At 67.2% G+C, this 20,993-nt stretch carries 18 protein-coding genes; 10 read left to right on the forward strand and 8 right to left on the reverse strand.

Going from position 1 to position 20,993, the window contains the following annotated elements; genetic code table 11:
• Nucleotides 1-105 precede the first annotated feature (105 nt).
• Complete coding sequence (locus ABIC78_RS01915; protein WP_354487499.1) at nt 106-1,266, forward strand: fatty acid desaturase family protein; 1,161 nt, start codon at nt 106-108, stop codon at nt 1,264-1,266.
• A gap of 64 nt (nt 1,267-1,330) precedes the next feature.
• Here ABIC78_RS01915 and lptG read toward each other — a convergent pair whose 3' ends face one another.
• Together lptG and lptF are read right to left on the reverse strand one after the other, a co-directional pair.
• Complete coding sequence (lptG, locus tag ABIC78_RS01920) at nt 1,331-2,431, reverse strand: LPS export ABC transporter permease LptG (protein WP_054131808.1); 1,101 nt, start codon at nt 2,429-2,431, stop codon at nt 1,331-1,333.
• A complete protein-coding gene (gene lptF, locus ABIC78_RS01925) occupies nt 2,421-3,662 on the reverse strand; it encodes an LPS export ABC transporter permease LptF (protein WP_354487501.1) in 1,242 nt (413 codons plus the stop codon). Before lptF ends, lptG begins: the two co-directional genes overlap by 11 nt.
• A gap of 471 nt (nt 3,663-4,133) precedes the next feature.
• Here lptF and ABIC78_RS01930 point away from each other — a divergent pair, with 471 nt between their 5' ends.
• On the forward strand, nt 4,134-4,565 hold the full coding sequence (locus ABIC78_RS01930; protein ID WP_157088861.1) for a hypothetical protein: 432 nt from the start codon (nt 4,134-4,136) through the stop codon (nt 4,563-4,565).
• Between the two features lie 30 nt (nt 4,566-4,595).
• On the opposite strand, the gene clpS is transcribed toward ABIC78_RS01930, so the two are convergent.
• The 3 genes from clpS to ABIC78_RS01945 form a co-directional block, all read right to left on the reverse strand.
• Entirely contained in the window at nt 4,596-4,922 is a 327-nt protein-coding gene (gene clpS / locus ABIC78_RS01935; RefSeq protein ID WP_354487503.1) for an ATP-dependent Clp protease adapter ClpS, read from the reverse strand.
• A 381-nt stretch (nt 4,923-5,303) separates the two neighbouring features.
• Nucleotides 5,304-6,383, reverse strand: coding sequence for a TIGR01841 family phasin (locus tag ABIC78_RS01940; RefSeq protein WP_354487505.1), 1,080 nt, complete (start codon nt 6,381-6,383; stop codon nt 5,304-5,306).
• Between the two features lie 219 nt (nt 6,384-6,602).
• Nucleotides 6,603-8,498 carry a PHA/PHB synthase family protein gene (locus ABIC78_RS01945; protein WP_309804765.1) on the reverse strand — a complete coding sequence of 632 codons (1,896 nt, stop codon included), beginning with the start codon at nt 8,496-8,498 and terminating at the stop codon, nt 6,603-6,605.
• Between the two features lie 245 nt (nt 8,499-8,743).
• Here ABIC78_RS01945 and ABIC78_RS01950 point away from each other — a divergent pair, with 245 nt between their 5' ends.
• Entirely contained in the window at nt 8,744-9,943 is a 1,200-nt protein-coding gene (locus ABIC78_RS01950) for an LL-diaminopimelate aminotransferase (protein WP_354488111.1), read from the forward strand.
• A 30-nt stretch (nt 9,944-9,973) separates the two neighbouring features.
• Here the strand turns inward: ABIC78_RS01950 and ABIC78_RS01955 are convergent, their stop codons facing one another.
• A complete protein-coding gene (locus ABIC78_RS01955; RefSeq protein WP_062783617.1) occupies nt 9,974-11,311 on the reverse strand; it encodes an Nramp family divalent metal transporter in 1,338 nt (445 codons plus the stop codon).
• A gap of 87 nt (nt 11,312-11,398) precedes the next feature.
• Complete coding sequence (locus ABIC78_RS21510) at nt 11,399-12,349, reverse strand: c-type cytochrome (protein WP_502915611.1); 951 nt, start codon at nt 12,347-12,349, stop codon at nt 11,399-11,401.
• A gap of 225 nt (nt 12,350-12,574) precedes the next feature.
• On the opposite strand from ABIC78_RS21510, the gene ABIC78_RS01970 reads away from it, so the two are divergent.
• The 7 genes from ABIC78_RS01970 to ABIC78_RS02000 all read left to right on the forward strand — a co-directional run bounded on the left by ABIC78_RS01970 (nt 12,575) and on the right by ABIC78_RS02000 (nt 20,004).
• Complete coding sequence (locus tag ABIC78_RS01970; protein ID WP_168351917.1) at nt 12,575-13,483, forward strand: prephenate dehydratase; 909 nt, start codon at nt 12,575-12,577, stop codon at nt 13,481-13,483.
• Nucleotides 13,484-13,552: 69 nt separating this feature from the next.
• The gene (locus ABIC78_RS01975) at nt 13,553-14,284 is read left to right on the forward strand and encodes a hypothetical protein (RefSeq protein ID WP_354487508.1); all 732 of its coding nucleotides are present in this window, start codon (nt 13,553-13,555) and stop codon (nt 14,282-14,284) included.
• On the forward strand, nt 14,281-15,630 hold the full coding sequence (locus ABIC78_RS01980) for a DUF4350 domain-containing protein (RefSeq protein ID WP_309804760.1): 1,350 nt from the start codon (nt 14,281-14,283) through the stop codon (nt 15,628-15,630). Before ABIC78_RS01975 ends, ABIC78_RS01980 begins: the two co-directional genes overlap by 4 nt.
• 13 nt (nt 15,631-15,643) lie before the next feature.
• Nucleotides 15,644-16,630, forward strand: coding sequence for an AAA family ATPase (locus ABIC78_RS01985; RefSeq protein WP_354487510.1), 987 nt, complete (start codon nt 15,644-15,646; stop codon nt 16,628-16,630).
• Between the two features lie 22 nt (nt 16,631-16,652).
• On the forward strand, nt 16,653-18,029 hold the full coding sequence (locus tag ABIC78_RS01990) for a DUF58 domain-containing protein (protein WP_354487512.1): 1,377 nt from the start codon (nt 16,653-16,655) through the stop codon (nt 18,027-18,029).
• The gene (locus ABIC78_RS01995; RefSeq protein ID WP_022674515.1) at nt 18,026-19,075 is read left to right on the forward strand and encodes a stage II sporulation protein M; all 1,050 of its coding nucleotides are present in this window, start codon (nt 18,026-18,028) and stop codon (nt 19,073-19,075) included. The genes ABIC78_RS01990 and ABIC78_RS01995 overlap by 4 nt, the downstream gene beginning before the upstream one ends.
• Nucleotides 19,075-20,004, forward strand: a complete 930-nt coding sequence (locus ABIC78_RS02000) for an RDD family protein (protein ID WP_169041610.1) — start codon at nt 19,075-19,077, stop codon at nt 20,002-20,004. The genes ABIC78_RS01995 and ABIC78_RS02000 overlap by 1 nt, the downstream gene beginning before the upstream one ends.
• A 6-nt stretch (nt 20,005-20,010) precedes the next feature.
• Here the strand turns inward: ABIC78_RS02000 and ABIC78_RS02005 are convergent, their stop codons facing one another.
• Complete coding sequence (locus tag ABIC78_RS02005) at nt 20,011-20,952, reverse strand: isoaspartyl peptidase/L-asparaginase family protein (protein ID WP_354487515.1); 942 nt, start codon at nt 20,950-20,952, stop codon at nt 20,011-20,013.
• Between the last annotated feature and the right edge of the window lie 41 nt (nt 20,953-20,993).

The raw sequence follows: 20,993 nt of genomic DNA on the forward strand, positions 1-20,993 counted from the left end.
ATCCGGTGACTTGTCAAGCCGGACGAGCCCAGGCGGACCGGCGATCACCCGCCAGGCAGGTTTTTTGCCTGGTGTAACATGGGTTTCTTGGGAACCGTTTTTGCCATGCTTGTCACCGAATTTGCTGAACAGAGCGACGCACCTGCTGCTGCGGCCTCCGCTGCGCCAGCTGCCACGCTCCCCGCTGCGACGTCCACGCCTGCCCATCGCGCGCCCGGCCTTGCCGGCACGCCCGAGGACAAGGAGATGCTGCGCGCTGCGGCCGAATTGACGCGGGATATCGCCCGCGCCCGGCCGGAAATCTATTGGCCCGACATGCTGGTGTCGGCGCTGCTCGGCTATGGCGCGCTGGGCCTGGCGATTGCCACCGCGCTGCGCGGCGGCAACTGGGGCGTGGTCGTGGCGCTCGGGGTGTTCTCGGCACTGGCGCTCTATCGCGCGCTGCTGTTCATCCATGAACTGACGCATATGCATCGCGATGCCCTGCCGGGTTTCCGCTTCGTCTGGAATCTGGTGGTTGGCATTCCGGTGCTGATGCCCTCGTTCATGTATGAAGGCGTGCATTCGCTGCACCATTCGCGCATCCGCTATGGCACCAGCGAAGACCCGGAATACCTGCCTCTGGCGCTGATGAAGCCCTGGTCGCTGCCGCTGTTTACCGCCACCGCGCTGCTGCTGCCGGTCGGCCTCTTGCTGCGTTCGGCCGTGCTGGTGCCGCTGGGCGTGATCGTGCCGCCGCTGCGCACGCTGGTGTGGGAGCGCACCTCTTCGCTCTCGATCAATCCCGGCTTCCGCCGGCGCAAGCCGGAAGGCGCCATGGCGCGCATGGTGTTCTGGCAGGAACTGGGCGCCACGCTGTGGGCCTGGGCCGTGCTGGGCTGGTCGGCCACGCATGGCTGGCTGCCGCTGCTGATCGCGCTGGGCGTGATCGCGCTGGCCGCGCTGCTCAACCAGGTGCGCACGCTGGTGGCCCACCTGTGGGAGAACGAAGGCGAGCAGATGACCGTGACCGGGCAATACCTCGATTCGGTCAACGTGCCGCCGCCGGGCGTATGGGGCGCGATGTGGGCGCCGGTGGGCCTGCGCTATCACGCGCTGCACCACCTGCTGCCGTCGATGCCCTATCACTCGCTGGCCGAATGCCACCGTCGGCTGCGCGGCCATCTTGGGCTGGAATCGACCTATGAGCGGGCCAACTATGCCGGGCTGTTCCCGCTGCTCGCGCGGCTGGTGCGCTCGACCATGGGCACGCGCGCCAAGGGCTGACGTTTCACCAGCAGTCGCGCCCTGAAAAAGCCCCGCGCCGGTCTTGTCCGGCGTGGGGCTTTTTTCATTCCTCGGTGCGGATCAGCACGGCCTCGCCGATCAGGAAGAACAGCACGAAGGGTGCCCAGGCCGCGATCAGCGGCGGGTATCCGCCAAAGCTGCCCATGGCGAGCGCGGCATTGTCGACCACGAAATAGGCAAAGCCCAGCGCCATGCCGATCACCGCGCGCATGAATAGCTGGCCCGAGCGGGCCAGGCCAAAGCCGGCCACCGCGCCCAGCAGCGGCATGAGCATGGCCGACAGCGGCCCGGAAATCTTGTGCCACCAGCGGCTTTCCAGCTCGCTGGTGCTGTGCCCGGCAGCGCGGATCGCCTGGATCGAGCCGGTCAGGTGCCACAGCGATTCGGCATCGGCATCGGCCTTGCGGATCAGGATCTGGGTGGGCGTAACGCCGGTGGCGAACACGGCATCGCCATTATCCTGGGTACGCCGCGCGCTCTGCACGTCAAACGTGGTCGGCCGGGTCAGGCGCCAGCCGGGATTGGCATAGGTGGCGGCCGGCGAGCGGACGATCTCGGTGACCATGCCGGTGGGATCGCGGCGATGCCAGGTCACGTCGGTCATGCGCATGGCATTGCCCTCGCCAGTCACCGTGCGGGCGTAGAGGATGTTAGGCCCATCCTGTAGCCACACGTTGCTGCGCACCTGGGTATCGGTGGGCAGGGGGCCATAATTGGCCGCCTGCCAGGCCTTGAGCGTGGCGGTGGAGCGCGTGACGATCCGCTCGTTGAACGCGAAATTGCCGATCGCGATCACGCCGGCCACCAGGAACAGCGGCGCCAGCACCTGGTGTGCCGACAGGCCTGAGGCCTTCATCGCAATCACTTCGCTGTTCTGGTTGAGCGTGAACAGCGTGATGATCGTGGCCAGCAGCACCGAATAGGGCAGGAACTTGGCCACCAGCTGCGGCGCGCGCAGGCCCACATAGGTGAGCAGCTGCGCCTGGCCATTGCCAGGATGGGCCAGGATCTCGCCGCTTTCGCCCAGCAGATCGAGCATCTGCAGGACCAGGACCAGCATCAGCAGCACGGCGACGACGCGCGCGGCAAACATCTTACCGATGTAGCGCGTCATCGTCGCGGATGGAAAGATATCAAGCTGCAAGGCTATCGTCCTGTGCTGGCGGGTCGATCATGTCGCCACGGCGGCGGCGCGCGAACAGCTTGCGCACGCGGCTGGCAACCTTGGCAAAGGCGGTTTCGAGCGCGCCGATCGGCTGGCCACCGGGCACATAGGCCAGGCGCCAGTACATCCAGATGATCAGTGCGGCAAAGAGCGCGAACGGTCCCCACAGCGCCAGGGCAGGATCCAGCCGGCCCAGGCTGGCGACATCCTGCCCATATTCGTTGACCTTGTGATAGGCCACCACCATCACGATGGACAGGAACACCCCCAACGCCGAGGTGGAGCGCTTGGGCGGGACGGCCAGGGCCACGGCCAGCAGCGGCAGCAGGAACATCATCACCACTTCCACCAAACGGTAGTTGAGGCTGGCCTTGCTCTTGTTGCGCATGTCCTGCGAATAGGCCTTGTTCCAGCCAATCTTGAGCAGCTCGGGCAGGATGTATTCGCGGTCCTTGTCGCCGCGCTGGCGGAACTGGGCGATCTTGGGCAGGTCGATCGGCAGATCGTGTGACGCGAAGGTCAGCACGCGCGGCGAGGCCAGGTCGGGCCCATCCTGGACGATCTGGCCATCGGTCAGGCGCAGGATGATCGTGTCGCGGTTCTCGCGATTGGCAAAGAACTGCCCCTCGCGCGCGGAGATGGTCATGGTCTGGCCCTTGGGCGTGACCAGGCGGGCAAAGATACCCTCCAGATCGCGCCCGTCGTCGCGGCTGGAATCGACGCGCAGTGCGGTGCGATCCTGCAACGCGTTGAATTCGCCCACCTTGATCGAGGCGCCCAGCGCGCCAGAGCCCAGCTCGTACTGCAATTCCTCGTAGTAGTAGCGGCTCAGGGGCTGGATATAGCCCACGATCAGCAGGTTGACCCCAGCCAGCACCAGGGTGAAGAGATAGGGCACCCGCAGCAGGCGGGTATAGGACAGGCCCACCGCACGCATCACGTCGAGTTCCGAACTGGTCGCCAGTTTGCGGAAGGCGAACAGGATGCCGAGCATCAGCCCCAGCGGAATGGCGAGGCTCGCATATTCCGGGAAGAGGTTGATCAGCATCTTGAACACGACGGTGACCGGCCCACCCTCGGTGGCGACAAAGTCGAACAGCCGCAGCATCTTGTCCAGCACCAGCAGCGATGCTGCCAGGACGAACACGGCCAGCATGGGCACGATCACCAGGCGGGCGATGTACCTGTCGATGGCGCTGAGGAATTTCACGTTCGGGCGTTTCACCGTGTGGGCGTCAAGGGGCAAGCAACGTCGCCCGGGGGCGCCGTGCAGGTGTCCGTGTCGGTTAGCCCGCTTCGCGGCGATGCGAAAGGCGAAAATGCCGCACCAGCGGGGCTGGCTGCCCCTGCCGTGACAAAGGGGCGTTTAATAACTAAAGTTATTGCCTGTCCCCTTGATTGATAATAGTGCTGCCACGCGAGCCTCCTGGCGCGGCGTTTGGCACAAGGCGCAAAGGTTGCCGCTGGCCATCGGGAACGCCCATGGCTGCGGTGGGTTCCGCCAAAATACAACGCACCGAGGCCGAAATGCCTGCGGCGCGGGACATCTGTGGATGTAGAACTGACAAAACGCTTCCGCGCTGGACCGGGCGATCAGGAAGGCGTGATGACAAGGCACCATCATGCCGTGTTGATTCCTGCCGGGCTGGCGCCACGGACAAGGGAACAGGCCGTGAATTTCGTGACGTCTGGATCACAGTGGTGGCAAGGGCGGCTGGCGCGGTGCAGCGCCCGGCCAGAGGAATTGACCGCGCTGGCCGATCGTTGCGAAACCCTGGCGCCCGATGAACAGCGCCTGGGCTTTGAACGCACGCTGCGCGCCCTGGGCGATGTCGCCCTCGCACCCGAAGGCGTGGCGGGCGACAATGACAGCCTTTGGGTAAGCCTGCTGGCTGATTCGGGTGCCTATGAAAGCGCGGCGCTGGCGCTCATCCCGCCGGCGGCGGCATTCAGCGGAGGGCGGCTGGAAGACGGGCGCTTTTCCGCGCAGATTGTCCTGCCCAGTGGCGCCGGCGCTCATTCGCGCGAGGCAAAGTCACTGGCGATGGCCTGGCTCGCCGCGCTGTTGCGCGCCCTGGCGCGTGAGATGATCGAGGAAAGCCGGCTGCATTGACGCTAACGCAGCGTCAGCGACTCCCTGGCGTCAGGCCTTTTCCAGCGTGCATTGCAGCGGGTGCTGGTTCTGCCGGGCGAAATCCATCACCTGGTTCACCTTGGTTTCCGCGATTTCATAAGGGAAAATGCCGCACACGCCCACGCCGCGTTGGTGCACGTGCAGCATGACGCGGGTGGCCTGCTCCAGATCCATGTGAAAGAAGCGCTTGAGGACCATCACCACGAATTCCATCGGGGTATAGTCATCGTTGAGCATCAGCACCTTGAACATGCTGGGCTTCTTGGGCCGGGCGCGGGTGCGCGTGGCCAGGCCGATCATGTCGCCATCGTCGGTATCGCCGTTGTCGCCCGCCATGAGCGGTGCTGCGGACGCCGGACGCACGCCAAGAGGGGCGCGGGCAGCGCGCGGCAGGGGGGCGGCGGACGCCGAGTGAGAAGCGGATCTGTGCATCGGAACCCTGAATATCGCATCGCAGCCGCCCCGCGACAAGGGGGCGTTCGGGCAGCCCTGCCCGAAAAACGTTACCGAAACGGCAAATCGCGCCCTGTTTGCGATACACAGTGGGCCCGGTGGGGGCCAGGAAAGCGCCGCGCATCAAAGCAAACAGGCAGCCACGCCGCCATGGTGGGGCGTCGGCTGCCTTGATGCCGCTGGTGCTTGTCCAGGATAGTGGCCCGATCCAGCCGCCTTGCCCTGGTGGGCAAGACAGGCTGGGCCGGGCGAATCAGGTGCCGATCAGGCGGCGACCTTCATCTTTTCGACCGCGAGGCTGACGCGGTTGGAAATCGGCTGGAACGCTTCGTTGGCGAGCTTGAGCACGGCTTCGCTGTGCTTGCTGCTGGCCGCCACGGCTGCGTCGAACTGCTTACGCATCAGGGCGGTGTGCTTTTCGAAGAATTCGGTCGGCGACTTGGCGCTGGCCAGTTCCTTGATTTCGGCGGTCAGGGTTTCCATCGCGGACTTGCCTTCGGCGGCATAGCCCTTGGTCAGTTCCTGCAGGCCCGAAGCAAGGATCTTGCTCGATTCCACGACGGCTTCGACGTTGCCCTTGGCGAATTCGCCGGCATCGCCAAAGGCGGCCTGGCTCTTTTCGAAGGCGGCCTTGGCCTTGTCAGAAGCGTCCTTGAAAGCGGACTGGAACTTGTCGGAAAATTCGTTGGCGGTGGTCATGATAGGGTGTTCCTTCCTGGAAGCCGCGGGCGCGGCGGCATGGTTCACGCGGGTCTTGAGCGGGGCCGGCACCATCGCGTGGGGGATACCGGTTCCTGGTCTGGGTGCCGTGACCGGCGGCTTTGCGCTGCCCGGCCCGCGCGCCGCCACGGGGGCGGGCTTGGGCTTGGCCGGCGTGGCCTTGGCAGGCTGGGCCGGCGCCACCTTGGCGGCAACGGTCCGGGCCGGCAGCGGCTTGGCCGCGATCGCTTTCACCGGCTTGGTGGCCGGTGCCGGTTCGGGCTTGGTCACGCGGCTGGCGAGCGGCTTGCGCGCCTTGGCGGGAACTGGCTCCGAAACGGGCGATGCGTCCGGCGCTGCCACTGCTTCCGCGGCCTTTGGCGCAGCCACGGTGGGCTCTGCCGCAGGGGCGGGGGGTGTGGCGGGCGCCGGCTCTGCCGATGCCACTGCAGGGGTCACGAGCTTGCGTGCACGACGGGCGGCGGTTGTCGGTTCTGCCTGCTCCGTCGCGTGTGCCGCTGCGACGGTCGGTTCGACCGCGGGGGCGGGATCGGCAGCCACGACGGGCGCTGCGCCATCCGCCTGGGGGGCGGGGCTGGGCGTCACGTCGGGAAGCGTCCCTTCGTCCTTGGTTTGATCGGCCATGGCGTTACGGCTCCTGCAATGCGGCGAGGCAGGGACCGGATTGGCCCGAGGGTCGCACCACGGCGACGACTCAAGCCGGGAACGGCCTTACCTCTGCTGCATTGCAAAAAATAGGAATGCGCTGGCGGAAGTCAAGGTTTTTGTGCAGTGCACAATATCCATCTTGGAGGTAATTGCGCAACGTTGCCTAAACGTGTCGCCCGGCTTGTTGCGGCGCCGTCATCGCATGCGCACATATCGCCCTGGCGCGTCTTCTATTGCATTGCGGCCGGGCACGCGGGCGCCCTTGGCCGGCACCGTGTCACCGTCCAGATCGGCCAGCCAGGCGCGCCAATCCGGCCACCAGCTGCCCTTGGTTTCCTGGGCGCCAGCCACGAACGCCTCGAGGCTGGCGGGTTCGCCCGGGTTGGTCCAGTACTGATACTTGCCAGCGGCCGGCGGGTTGACCACGCCGGCGATATGCCCCGATCCGGCCAGCACGAATTTCCACGGCCCGGCCAGGTGCCGGGTCAGCTTCCACACGCTGTTCGCCGGGGCGATGTGGTCTTCCCGCCCGGCCTGGATATAGCAGGGCGTGGTGATGCGGTGCAGGTCGATCGGGGTGCCATCGGCGCTTAGCGCGTCGGGCACTACCAGCTGGTTGTCGCGATATAGCTCGCTCAGATAGGCGCGGTGCCAGCGCGCGGGCAGGTTGGTGGTGTCGCCGTTCCAGTAGAGCAGGTCGAACGCCGGATAATCCTCGCCCAGCAGGTAGTTGTTGATCACATAGTTCCAGATCAGGTCTGGCCCGCGCAGCAGGTTGAACGTCGCGGCGAGATAGCGCCCGTCGAGATAACCATCGGTCTCCAGGCTTTCGAGCCAGCGCAACTGCGCGTCGTCGACAAAGTGGCACAGCTCTCCCGCCTCGCTGAAATCGACCTGCGCGGTAAAGAACGTGGCCGAGGCGACCTTGTCGGCCTCGCCGCGCCGGGCCAGCACGGCCAGCGTGGCAGCCAGCGTGGTGCCGGCCACGCAATAGCCGATGGTGTGCACCGTGGGCACCGCCAGCTTCTGGCGTACCACGTCGATCGCTTCGATCTGGGCGCGCACGTAATCGTCCATCGTCACATCGGCCATGCTGGCGTCAGCCGATTTCCACGAGACCATGAACACGCTCAGCCCCTGGTCCAGCGCCCACGACACGAAGCTTTTCTTGGGGTTGAGATCGAGGATGTAGAACCGGTTGATCCACGGCGGAAAGATCAGCAGCGGCACGGCCGCGACCTGGTCGGTGGTGGGGGTGTAGTGGATAAGCTGGAACAGCGGCGTTTCGTGCACCACCTTGCCCGCCGTGGTGGCGATGTTGCGGCCCACCTCGAACGCCTCCCCATCGGTGTGGCTCAATTGTCCGCGGCGCAGATCGGCCAGCAGATGCTCGACCCCCTTGACGAGGTTTTCGCCCCGCGTGGCCAGGGTGCGTTCGATCACCAGCGGGTTGGTCATCGGGAAATTGGCTGGAGACAGCGCCTCGGTGATCAGCCGCGTCATGAAGCGCACCTGGCCATGGCGCTCGGGCTCCAGGCCGGAAATCTCCTGCGCCATGTCTTCCAGCCGTTCGGCCAGCAGCAGATAGGTCTGGTGGAGCAGGGCGAACCACGGCTGTTCGCGCCAGCGCGGATCGGCAAAGCGGCGATCGCGGCGCGGCAGGGCATCGGGCGCCACGTCGGCCGGAGCCTTGGCCGGCACCGCCCCTTGCGGGGCATAGAGTTCGATCACCCGGTTCCACAATTGCAGGCTTTCGTCCCACAGCCGCGCCTGCGTTTCGGCCTGGGTGATCGGCATCGTCCCGGCCCATTCATCGAACATCTGCTTCCAGCGGCCGCCATCGACCATGCGTAGCCAGGCCGGCTCTGCCACGGCGGTCTGTTCGGCCATGAAATCCAGCCACATCTTCTGCAGCTTGGCGCCCGACATCGCCCAGTGCTGGAAATCGCCCGGATCGGGGGCCTTGGCATGGGCAGTGGGCAGGAACGGCGCGGCCAGGGCCTGCATCGCTTCGGCCTGAAGGCGGAAAAGGTCTTCGAATACCGCGTTGTCGGTGGCAACCGGCGTCTTGGCATTACCCGTTTCGCGCATGGACGAACTTTCCCTCGTGACTTTCGGTCCCTGTCACCTGGCGCCGGTCACCGTGGCATACCCGGACCATGGACGTTCGCCCTTTTGCGCGCGGGCGGCACGGGCGGCAAGCCGCTTTGCGTCGCAAAGCGCGAGAGCGGCGCTGCAACAAGGCGCGCGGTGCAGCCCATGATTGGCGAAGCGGATCGATTGGCGTAAGGGGGCGGTCCCGGCAATCCTGCCGGCAAGCATTACGAGTCATGCCCGTGGAAGAAGAGTTCTACCGCATCAAGCGCCTGCCGCCCTATGTCATCGCCGAAGTCAACGCGATGCGGGCCGCAGCCCGCGCCAGCGGACGGGACATCATCGACCTGGGCATGGGCAACCCCGATCTGCCGCCGCCCGCGCATGTGATCGAAAAGCTGTGCGAAGTGGCGCAAAAGCCTTCGGCCCATGGCTATTCGGCGTCCAAGGGCATCCCCGGCATCCGCAAGGCGCAGGCGAACTATTACGGCACCCGCTTCAACGTGGAGCTGGACCCGGAAACCGAAGTCGTCATGACGATGGGATCGAAGGAAGGCCTGGCGAGCCTGGCCACCGCGATCACCGCGCCTGGTGACGTGGTGCTGGCGCCCAATCCATCCTACCCGATCCACACCTTCGGTTTCATCATCGCTGGTGCCACGATCCGGTCGGTGCCGACCACGCCCGATGAACGCTATTGGGAATCGCTCGATCGCGCGATGGCCTTCACCGTGCCGCGCCCGTCGATCCTGATCGTCAACTATCCGTCCAATCCCACGGCCGAGACGGTCGACCTGGCATTCTACGAACGCCTGGTCGCCTGGGCCAAGGAAAACAAGGTCTGGATCCTGTCGGACCTCGCTTATTCCGAACTCTATTTCGATGGCCAGCCGACCCGCTCCATTCTGGAAGTGCCCGGCGCCAAGGACGTGGCGGTGGAATTCACCTCGATGTCCAAGACCTTTTCCATGGCCGGCTGGCGCGTGGGCTTTGCCGTGGGCAACAAGCGCCTGATCGCCGCGCTGACCCGCGTGAAATCCTATCTCGATTACGGCGCGTTCACCCCGATCCAGGCGGCGGCCTGCGCCGCGCTCAATGGCCCGCAGGATATCGTCGAGCAGAACCGCAAGCTCTACCAGAAGCGCCGCGACGTGATGGTGGAAGCGTTCGGCCGCGCCGGGTGGGAGATTCCCAGCCCCAAGGCCTCGATGTTTGCCTGGGCGCCGCTGCCGCCGGCGTTGAAGCACATGGGCAGCCTGGAGTTTTCCAAGCAGCTGCTGACCCAGGCCGAAGTCGCCGTGGCACCGGGTGTGGGCTATGGCGAGGATGGCGAGGGCTTTGTTCGCATCGCCATGGTCGAAAACGAACAGCGGCTGCGCCAGGCCGCGCGCAATATCAAGCGCTACCTCACCAGCATGGGCGTCAACGCCTCGGCCGCGTAAGGCAGGGGTGAAGGGGGCAACGCGCCCCCTTCACAGCCCGGCAACAAGCGCGAGATTGGCCGCCAGGATCAGCGCGAACAGCAGCCAGCCGATCGCGAGCATGAGCCGCGACGCGGCGAAGCGGCCCATCACCTGGCGGTTGCCGGCAAAGCGCAGCAGCGGCCAGATCGCGAACGGCAATTGCAGCGACAGCACGACCTGGGTGGCCACCAGCAATTTCCCCACCGCGCCCTGGCCCAGCCACAGCACCCCGGCCAGCGCTGGCACGATCGCCAGCGCGCGGGTCAGGATGCGGCGCTGCCAGCAGGGAATCTTGAGGTTGAGGAAACCCTCCAGCACCACCTGACCCGCCACAGTGCCGGTGAACGTGGCGCTTTGCCCGGCGGCGAGCAGCGCCACCCCGAACAGCAGTGGCGCCAGGCCCGCCCCGGTGATCGGCGCCAGCAGCCGCCAGGCATCCTCGATCGAGCCGACATCGCGATGGCCATGGCCGTGGAAGGCTTCTGCCGCCAGCACCAGGATCGCCACGTTGACGAGTGTTGCCAGCAGCAGCGAGACCACTGTATCGGCGCCAGCCAGGCGCAGGGCGCGGCGCGTGCCCTGCTCTGACCGATCGCCCAGCCGCGTCTGCACCACGCTGGAATGCAGGTAGAGATTGTGGGGCATGACTGTCGCCCCCAGGATGCCGATCGCCAGCACGAGCGCGCCGGGCTGAGCGAGGCGCGCCAGATCGGGCACGGCGCCAGCGGCCAGCGCGGCACCATCCACCCCGACGATCGCCAGTTGCACGCCAAAGCACAATGTGATCGTGGCGATCAGGCCCAGCACGATCGCCTCGAGCTGGCGAAAGCCATGGCCCTTGAGGCCAAGCACGATCAGCGTATCCAGCCCGGTCAGCAGCACACCCACCCACAGCGGCACGCGGAACAGCAGGTGCAGCGCCAGCGCCGCGCCCAGCACTTCGGCAATGTCGGTGGCAATGATCGCCAGTTCGGCCAGCAGCCACAGCACGCGGCAGACCGCCGGTGCGTAATGGCGGCGGGCAAGCTGGGCCAGATCCTGGCCGCTCGCCAGGCCCACCCGCATCGCCAGCGATTGCAGCACGATTGCCGCCAGCCCGCAGGCCAGGACGACGAACAGCAGGCCATGGCCGAACTGCGATCCCGCGGCGATATCGGTGGCCCAGTTGCCCGGGTCCATATAGCCCACGGCCACCAGCAGGCCGGGCCCCGCCGCCTGCCACAGCACGCGCCACCACGGGCCTTGTGGGGCGACGGCGACGGTGCCGCGCACCTCTGACGGGCAGAACGGGGCCGTGGCGGTGGTGGGCAGCGAAAGGCGGCTGGCCAGAGACGCAAGCGAAGACATGGCGCGAGCCTTAGCGCTGCGCGCCAAAGAAGAAACCCCGCCTGGCGGGCAGGCGGGGTTTCCGGGTCAACGTCAGTCCAGGGATGCTTACTTGGCCGGCGCGGCCGCCGGTGCTGCGCCCAGGGTCAGCTTGCCACCCTTGCTGTTGAGATAGGCGATCACGTCGGCGCGGTCCTGCGCGCTGGTGAGGCCGGCAAAGGTCATCTTGGTGCCCTGCGCGAACTTGGCCGGGCCGCTCAGCCACTGGTCCAGCGTGGCCTGGTCCCACACGCCCTTGTGTGCCTTGAGCGCATCGGAGAAGGCATAGCCGCCCCGGCCCTCGGCAATGGCATCACCGGCCACGCCATAGAGGTTGGGGCCGATGCCGTTGGCGCCGCCCTGCTCGATGGTGTGGCAGGCCATGCACTTGGCAAAGACCTTCTCGCCCTTGGCCGCATCGCCAACCATCGCCGCCGGGGCTGCTGCGCCCGCCGGCGCTGCGCCAGCTGCTGGCACCGCTTCGGGCGCGGGCAAGGGCAGGTTGGAGCCCTTGGAGTTGAGATAGAGAATCACGTTGGCGCGATCCATCGGATCGGACAGGCCCGCGAACGACATCTTGGTGCCGTCGGCAAACTTCTTGGGATTGGTCAGCCATTCATCCAGCGACGCGAAATCCCAATTGCCGGTCTTGGACTTGAGCGAATCGGAGAAGGCATAGCCGCCGCGCCCTTCGGCACGGGCATCGCCCACCACGCCCCACAGATTGGGGCCAATGCCGTTGGCCGCGCCCTGGTCGATCGTGTGGCAGGCCTTGCACTTGGCAAAGATCGCCTCGCCCTTGGCGGCATCGGCCTTGGCCAGGCGGTTGGCGATCGGCTCGACCACAGCGGCCGCTGCAGCGCCGCCTTCCGGCTCTACCCCGGCGATGGCATAGCCCATCTTTTCCGGGCGTTCGTGCTTGTCAGCAAGAAAATAATGGGCGGACAACGTTGAAAGGCCAAGGGCCACGATACCACCAAACAAGGTCCATCCTGCGATCGTATTGAAACGGTCGTCCATTCCCAGCCCCATTTATCGCACGCATTTTCGGCCCGCTGCCGATACGCACCTTTTGCGGGTGGGATAATCAGCCCCCCGCGCCGGCGCAAGTGCGATTAGAGCCGCAAGGGAAACTGCGTCTGTGATCCAGAACAAATTTCATGCTTGTCCCGGCCGCATTCTGGCCAGGATTTGCGCGGGATTGCGCTTGCCCAAGGGCCGAAATTGCGCCTAACGGCAGCAGCCATGCAAAGTTTTCCTGAACCCGCCCGCCTGCTTGTCGATCGCATGAGTGCCGCTGCTGCGGCCGATCCGGGCCGCGCCGTGGCGTTTCAGGGGGCGCCGGGCGCCAATTCGCACCGGGCGGCAATGGAAGTGATGCCCGATGGACTGCCGCTACCGTGCTTTTCGTTCGAGGATGCACTCGATGCGGTAAAGGACGGGCGCGCCGGCCAGGCGATCATCCCGATCGAGAATTCGCAGCACGGCCGCGTGGCCGATATCCATTTCCTGCTGCCCGAAAGCGGGCTGTCGATCGTGGCCGAGCATTTCCTCGACATTCACCACTGCCTGATGGCGCGGCCTGGCGCCGGGCAGATCGGCGCGGCCTACAGCCATCCCCAGGCGCTGGGCCAGTCCCGTTTCTACCTGCGCGAGCGGGGAATCGTGCCGATGGCCTATGCCGATACCGCCGGCGCCGCCGCGCTGGTGGCCGAAAGCGGTGAGGCCGGCATTGCCGCCATCGCCCCGCGCATCGCTGCCGAACTCTATGGGCTGGACCTGCTGGCCGAAGACATCGAGGACGCGCACGACAACACCACGCGGTTCGTGCTGCTGTCGAAAACGCCGCGCGATCCGGCCACGCTCAACGGGGATTCGCGCGCCGGCCAGGCGCTGACGACGTTCGTGTTCGAGGTGCGCAACATTCCCGCCGCGCTCTACAAGGCGCTGGGCGGCTTTGCCACCAACGGCGTCAACATGACCAAGCTGGAAAGCTATCAAAAGGGCGCCAGCTTTGCCGCCACGATGTTCTATGCCGATATCGTCGGCGCCCCGGGCGATCCTGCGGTGGACCGCGCCCTGGAAGAACTGGCCTATTTTGCCAAGGACTTGCGCATTCTTGGCTCGTATCCGCTGGAGCGTGAGCGGGGTTGAACCGGGCCTTCGGGCAAGCGGTCCAATCTGCGCTTGCGGCGCGCGCGGCGGCATGCAACGAACGGAGATGTGAGCACCGTTGCAGCGGCCGCAAGGGCCGTGACCGCCACCGCGCAAGGCCCCGCCACAACGGCGCAGGCAGATGCTGCCCGTGCCGAGCACGCCTGGCAGACGGTGCGGGGCATGGGCGATATCCAGTTTGCGCCGGTGCCGCCGCCTCCCGCCGATCCCCCCTATGTGCCGCCGCACTGGTTGCAGGCCCTGGTCAATGCGCTGGCGCAGGTGCTGGAATGGATCAACCTGCATGTGTTCCTGCCGCTGGGCCTTGCCCTCGCCCGGTCTGAACAGCTGCTGCTGGTGATGATCTGCGTGGTCGGGCTGGCGGCGCTGGTCTGGTTGGCGTGGTCGTTGCTGGCGCCCTGGCTGCGCGCGCGCCGTGCCCGCGCCGGGGTGACCGCGCCGGAATGGAGCCCGACGCCGCAGGCCGCGCTGGCCCTGCTGGAAGATGCCGATGCCCTGGCCGCGCAGGGCCGCTATGCCGAGGCAGTGCACCTGCTCTTGCAGCGCAGCGTGGCCGATATCGGCGCCGCGCGGCCCGATTGGCTGGCCCCGTCGAGCACGGCCCGCGAAATCGCCGTGCTGCCCGTGCTGCCGGTCGAGGCGCGCCAGGCCTTTGCCACCATGGCCGACGAAGTAGAGCGCGCGCGCTATGCCCTGCGCGCGCCGGGCCTGGGTGAATGGCAGCGTGCGCGCGGCGCCTATGCCGCCTTTGCCCTGCAATCGCTGGAGGCGCAGGCATGAGCACGGCGGACACGCACGCCGGCGGATCGAGCGCGGGCGGCGCCAGCGCCCCCTTTGCACGCGGCACCGTGCTTGCCCTCCTGCTGGTCGGCGCAGCGCTGTTCGTGGGCCTCTTGTGGTTTCTCGGCCACGCCGCGTCGCCGGCCAACAATGGCGGCGGCCATGCCAGCGGGCGCGGGCTCAACGGCTATGCCGCGCTGGCAGCGCTGGCCCAGGAAGATGGCTACACCGTGGCGCGTACCCGCAGCGAGAGCGGGATGGAGCAGCCGGGTGTCTTGGTGCTGACCCCGCTGCCCGATGCCGATGGCAAGGCGATCGCCCGCATTGTCGACAAGCGCCGCACGATCGGCCCCACCGTGATCATCACGCCCAAGTGGCAGGCCAGCCTCTTGCCCCGCAAGGAAAAGCGCCCGCGCGGCTGGACCCGGATCAACGGCGTGAGCCTGGCGCAATGGCCCGGCTTTGCCGATGACGTGACAGTGTCGCTCAACGGCGAAAAGGGTGCCCAAGGGCACGGCTGGCGCACCGCCGATGGCCGCAGCGGCCCCTTGCCCAATGACAAGCTGGTGGTTTCGGGCACCGGCCAGGCGCTGGTCCCGCTGGTCACCACCTCCGACGGGCGCACGCTGGCCGCCTATCGTGATGACAACGGCTATTATCCCTCGCTCGACCGGCTGGCCGATGTCGAACCGCCCACGGTCGAGCCTTCGGGCCCGGAAGGCGAAGATGGCGGACGCAACATGGATCTGCACCCGGTGATCCTGGTGTTCGAGCCTGACCTGATGGACAATTACGGCTTGGCCAACCGGCAAACCGCCATGCTGGCGCTGGATATCCTGCATGCCGCCGCGGTCGATTCGGGCAGCCGCGCGATCACCTTCGACCTGAGCCTCGCTGGGCTGGGTGGCCGTCCCAACCTGTTGACCCTGGCGTTCGAGCCGCCGTTCCTGGCGGCAACGGTTGGCCTGTTGTTGACGCTGCTGGCGGTGGGGTGGCGCGCATTCTGCCGCTTTGGCCCGCCGCGCACCGCGCCGCCATCGATCCCGCCGGGCAAGACCACGCTGGTGGCCAACAGCGCGGCCCTGATTCGCCGCGCCGGGCGCCTGCACCTGTTGACCGTGCCCTTTGTGGATGCCCTGCGCGAGCGGCTGGTGGCGCGGCTCGGGCTGCGGCGCGGGGCGGCGGCCGAGCAGGTCGATCCGCTGATCGATGCCCATCTTGCGCGGCTGCATCCCGACAGCGTGCCCTTCTCGATCGCGGCGGCCCAGCTTGCCGCCGCACATCGCCCGGCCGATGCCGTGCGCGCGGCCCAGGCGCTGCACACCCTGGAAAAGGATCTTGCGTGACCAAGGAAACCCTATGACCGAGGCAGCTTTCGAACCCGGCGCGTTCAGCCTGGAAGACGTGCGCACGCTGGCCGATGCGATTCGCGCGCAAGTGGCCAAGGCCGTGGTTGGCCAGGACAGCGTGGTCGATCACTTGCTGGTGGCGTTGCTGGCGGGCGGCCATGTCTTGCTGGAAGGCCCGCCGGGCACGGCCAAGACGCTGGTGGCGCAAAGCTTTGCCACCGCAGTGGGGCTTGATTTCGGGCGCATCCAGTTCACCCCCGATCTGATGCCGGGCGATATCCTGGGATCGAACCTGTTCAATTTCCAGACCAGCCAGTTCACGCTCACGCGCGGGCCGATCTTTCACGACATCGTGCTGGCCGATGAAATCAACCGCACCCCGCCCAAGACGCAGGCTGCCCTGCTCGAAGCGATGCAGGAACGCCGCGTGACGCTGGATGGCACCGCCCATCTGCTGCCGGCGCACTTCATGGTTGTGGCCACGCAGAACCCGATCGAGAGCCAGGGCGTGTATCCCTTGCCCGAGGCGCAGCTCGACCGCTTCCTGTTCAAGCTGCTGGTCGATTATCCTTCTGCCGAAGAAGAGGCGCGCATCGTCACCCGCTATGGCGAGGGGCGCACCGGCCTTCATCCGGTACAGATGGGCGTTGCGGCTGTGGCCGATGCCCGCGGAGTGGCGAGCGCGCAGGCCGAGCTCAAGGCCGTTACCCTGGCCGAGCCGCTGGTCGATTATATCGTCGCGCTGGTGCGCGGCACGCGCGACAATGGCGATCTGCTGGCCGGGGCATCGCCCCGCGCGGCGGTCTTGCTGGCGGGCGCGGCACGGGCGCGCGCGGCGCTGGCGGGCCGCGACTATGCCATCCCTGACGATATCAAGAGCTTGGCCACGGCCGTGCTGCGCCATCGCATGGTGTTGAGCCCGGCGGCCGAGATTGAGGGGCGCCAGGCCGAAGCGATCGTGGCGGATCTGGTGCAGCGCACCCCGGCGCCGCGCTGACCGGCCCGGCTGACACGGCCCCATGCCCACCTTGCGCTTTCCCCGCCTGCGCCCCTCCGGCCCTGCTGCCTGGCCGAGCCTGGCCGTCTATCCCACAGCGCGGGCGGTGCTGCTGCTGGCGCTGACGGCGCCTGCTGGCCTGCTGCTCGCCACCCTGGCGCCACAGGCCTGGATCGTGGCGCCGGCGGCCGGTGCGGCACTGATCGCGCTGGTCCTGCTCGATGCGCTGATGGCCGGCCGCCTGCACGAGGCGCGCCTGGCCATGGCCGCCGATGCCGAGGTGGGCCAGGACGTGCGCTTTACCCTGCATGCCGCGCTTGCCGGCGGCAGTGGCGCGCCGATGGCGGCGATCGCCTGCGATCCGCGCCTGGCCGATGGTGGCCGCATCGCCGTGCCGCTGGTGCGCGATCCTGCCGGTGAGGGTGCCTGGTCTGCGCAGGGCAGCCTGTTTCCGTCACGCCGGGGTACGGCGCGGATCGATACGCTGTGGCTGCGCTGGAGCGGGCCGCTCGGGCTGGGCCATCGCCAGGTGCGCCGCGTGCTGGATCGGGCGCTGCGGGTGTGGCCCGATATCGCCCCGGTGCGCAGCCCGGCCTTGCAAATCTTCCTGCGCGATGCCGCCTTTGGCCTCGTGGCGCGGCGCATTCGCGGCGAAGGGACCGAGTTCGAGGCCCTGGCCGATTACGAGCCGGGCATGGATCGCCGCCGCATCGACTGGAAAAGCTCGGCCCGCCATGGCCGCCTGTTTGCCAAGGAATACGAGACCGAGCGCAACAACCAGATCGTGTTCGCGTTCGATTGCGGGCAGGCGATGATCGAGCCACTGGGCGGATTGCCCCGGCTAGACCGCGCGATCACCGCTGCGCTGACCACGGCCTGGGTGGCATTGAAAGCGCAGGATCGCGTGGCGGTCTATGGCTTTGCCGCGCGGCCCCTCGCGCTCTCGCCGTTCGTCACCGCCACGCGCGATTTTGCACGCCTGCAACGCAGCGCCGCCGGGTTCGACTATCATGGCGAAGAGCCCAATTTCACCTTTGCCATGGCCACGCTCGCCACGCGGTTGCAGCGCCGCTCGCTGGTGGTGGTGTTTTCCGATTTCACCGATCCGACCAGCGCCGAACTGATGATCGAAAGCCTGGGCCGGCTGATGGAACGGCACCGGGTGCTGTTCGTGGTCATGGCCGATGCCGAATTGGCGGGCCTGGCCACTGCCAGCCCCGATACGCTCGATGCCATGGCCCGCGCGGTGACGGCCACGGCCTTGCAACGCCAGCGCGCGCTGGTGCTGCAACGCCTGCGCCAGATGGGCGTGCGCGTGGTCGAGGCCCCGTACGAGCAGATCGGCACGCGGCTGATCGATGCCTATCTGGGCGTGAAACGCGAAGGGAGCCTGGGATGATCGCGCGCTGGTTTGGCAAGAACGCCGGGCAGGATGCTGCGGTGGAAGCGGCCGCCCTGCGCTCCGATCGCTTTCGCCAGGCGCGCGAGGGCGATTGGCAGCGGCTGGACGCGATCGTTACGCGGATCGAGGGCGGGCGCCTGCGCAAGCTGTCCGACGATGATCTGCTGGCCTTGCCCGCGCTTTACCGCACGGTGGTTTCCAGCCTGGCGATTGCGCGGGAAACCTCGCTCGACCAGGCGCTGATCAGCTATCTGGAAGGGCTGGCGCGGCGCGCGTGGTTTGCCGTCTATGGCCCGCGCGAAGGGCTGGGCGCCTGGCTCGCGCGCTTTTTCCGGGGCGGGTGGAGCGCGGCGGTGCGCGGACTGGGCCGCGACCTGCTGATCGCGCTGGCGGTGATGGTGCTGGGCACGGTGGTCGGCTGGCTGCTGGTGTCGAGCAATCCCGACTGGTTCTACAGCCTGATGGGCGGCATGGGCGACGATGTGCGGGTGCCCGGCGCCACGCGCGAGGCCTTGCGCCACACGCTGTTTGGCCAGCAGGACCAGAACGGCCTGTCGATGTTTGCCGCGTTCCTGTTCAGCAACAATGCACAGGTTTCGCTGTTCGCCTTTGCCCTGGGCTTTGCCTTTGGCGTGCCGTCGGTCCTGCTGCTGATCCACAACACCGCCGGGCTGGGCGCGCTGCTGTGGCTCTATCACGGGCAGGGCCTGACGCTGGACCTCATCGGCTGGCTGGCGATCCACGGCACGACGGAACTGTTCGCCATCCTGCTGGCGGGCGCGGCAGGCATCCATATCGGACGCGCCATGGCCTTTCCCGGCGATCTGCCGGTCCTGACCGCGGCAGCGGTGGCGGGGCGGCGCGCCGCGCAGGTGATGGTGGGGGTGGTGCTGATGCTGGTGCTGGCGGCGCTGCTCGAAGGCTTTGGCCGCCAGTTGATCGATTCGACCACGACCCGGCTGGCCATCGGCGGCACAATGCTGGCGCTGTGGAACGCCTATTTCTTTGCCTATCGCCCGGCTCGGGCGCGGGTGAGCAACTGATGGCGCGGCGCCCACGCTCGTCCGCCCAGGTGCCGCGCCGCCCCGCGCCTGATCGCCGTCAGCGCCAGGTGGTCACGCCCGAAGGCGTGCCATTGCCCTTCACCATCGGCGCCCGAGGGGCACGAGCCCTGGCGCTGCTGCTCGATCAGATCCTGATCGTGGCGACCATGGCGGGCCTGTCTTACCTGCTGTTTTCGCTGGCCCGGGCTATCAACCTCAAGGCCAACGCCAATGGCGATTTCGTCGGCCAGGCGGTGGTCGTGGTGTGGGTGGTGGTGATGTTCCTGTTCCGCCACATCTGGTTTCTCTATTTCGAACTCGGCCCGCGCGGGGCCACGCCGGGCAAGCGCGCGCTGGGCTTGCGGGTGGCAGCGCGCGATGGTGGGCGCTTGACGACAGAGGCGGTGGTGGCGCGCAATTTCCTGCGCGATATCGAGCTGACCTTGCCGGTGATCTTCGTGTCGACCGCGCTGATCCAGGGAGAGGATGCCACCGTTGCCGGCTGGGCCGGGGCGGCGTGGTTCCTGATCTTCGCGTTCTTTCCGTTCTTCAACCGCGACGCCTTGCGCGCCGGAGACGTGGTAGCCGGCACCTGGGTGGTGGAAGCCGGGCGCGACCGGTTGAAGGCGGCGCTGTCCACCGGGGCAGGCGCGCAGGGGCGCAGCACGCTGACCGAAAACCGCTATGAATTCGGCGAGGCGGAACTCGCGATCTATGGCGAGTACGAGCTGCAGGTGCTCGAACGCGTGCTGCGTGAAAACCGCGAGGAAGCCATGGTCGATGTGGCGCAGGCGATCTGCGCCAAGATCGGCTGGAACAGTGGCCGGGGTGACGAGCGCGCGTTTCTGGAAGCCTATTACACCCAGCTGCGCGCCCGCCTGGAACGCGGCATGCGCTTTGGCCAGCGCAAGGCCGACAAGTTTTCGTGAGCCGCGTTATTCCCCGGTGAAGATTGCCACGTCGGCCCGGCCGGTGTGATCGGCAAAGCCGCGATAGAGACCCTTGGTGTTGAACGCGTGGGTGAGGTTGCCCTGCGCGTCGACCGCGATAATGCCGCCCACGCCGCCCATCTCGCCCACTTCGCGCAGCACGGCTTGCGTTGCGTCGGCCAGGCTTTCGCCGGCCAGGCGCACGCGCGCGGCGATTTCGTGGCCCACGCCCACGCGGATGAATACCTCACCCGTGCCGGTGCACGACACCGCGCAGGCGCGGTTATCGGCATAGGTGCCCGCGCCGATCACCGGCGAATCGCCGATGCGGTTCCAGCGCTTGCCGGTCAGGCCGCCGGTGGACGTGGCAGCGGCAAGGTTGCCGTCCGCGTCGCAGGCCACTGCGCCCACCGTGCCGAACTTGAGATCGGCATCGAACCAGCCGTCCTTGCGGGCCTTGAACTCGTGCAGCTGGCGGCGGCGCTCGTCGGTGGCGAACCAGGCCGGGTCCACCTCCTCCATGCCGTGGTCACGGGCAAATTCCTCGGCCCCGCTCCCGGCCAGGAACACGTGCGGCCCCTGTTCCATCACCGTGCGCGCCAAGCGCACCGGGTTGCGCGTGCGGGTGACGGCGCAGACCGAGCCTGCCGCGCGGGTGCGCCCGTCCATGATCGCGGCATCCAGTTCGTTGGTTTCGTGATAAGTGAACACCGCGCCGCGCCCAGCGTTGAAATGCGCGTCATCCTCCAGCGCACAGACTGCGGCGGTGACCGCGTCGATCGCCGTGCCGCCGGCGCGCAGCACGGCCGTGCCGGCGTCCAGCGCTTGGGCCAGCGCCGCGCGATAGTCGGCCGCCATGGTCTCGTCCATGATTTCAGGAGACATGGCGCCAGCGCCGCCATGGATCGCCAAGCTCCAGCGCGAAGAGGAATGCGTTGCATCGGTCATGCCGCCGGCGATAGCAGATGCAACCGGTTTGGCCAGATGGA

This window comes from Novosphingobium sp. 1529 (assembly GCF_040544855.1).
Classification (GTDB): Bacteria; Pseudomonadota; Alphaproteobacteria; order Sphingomonadales; family Sphingomonadaceae; genus Novosphingobium; species Novosphingobium capsulatum.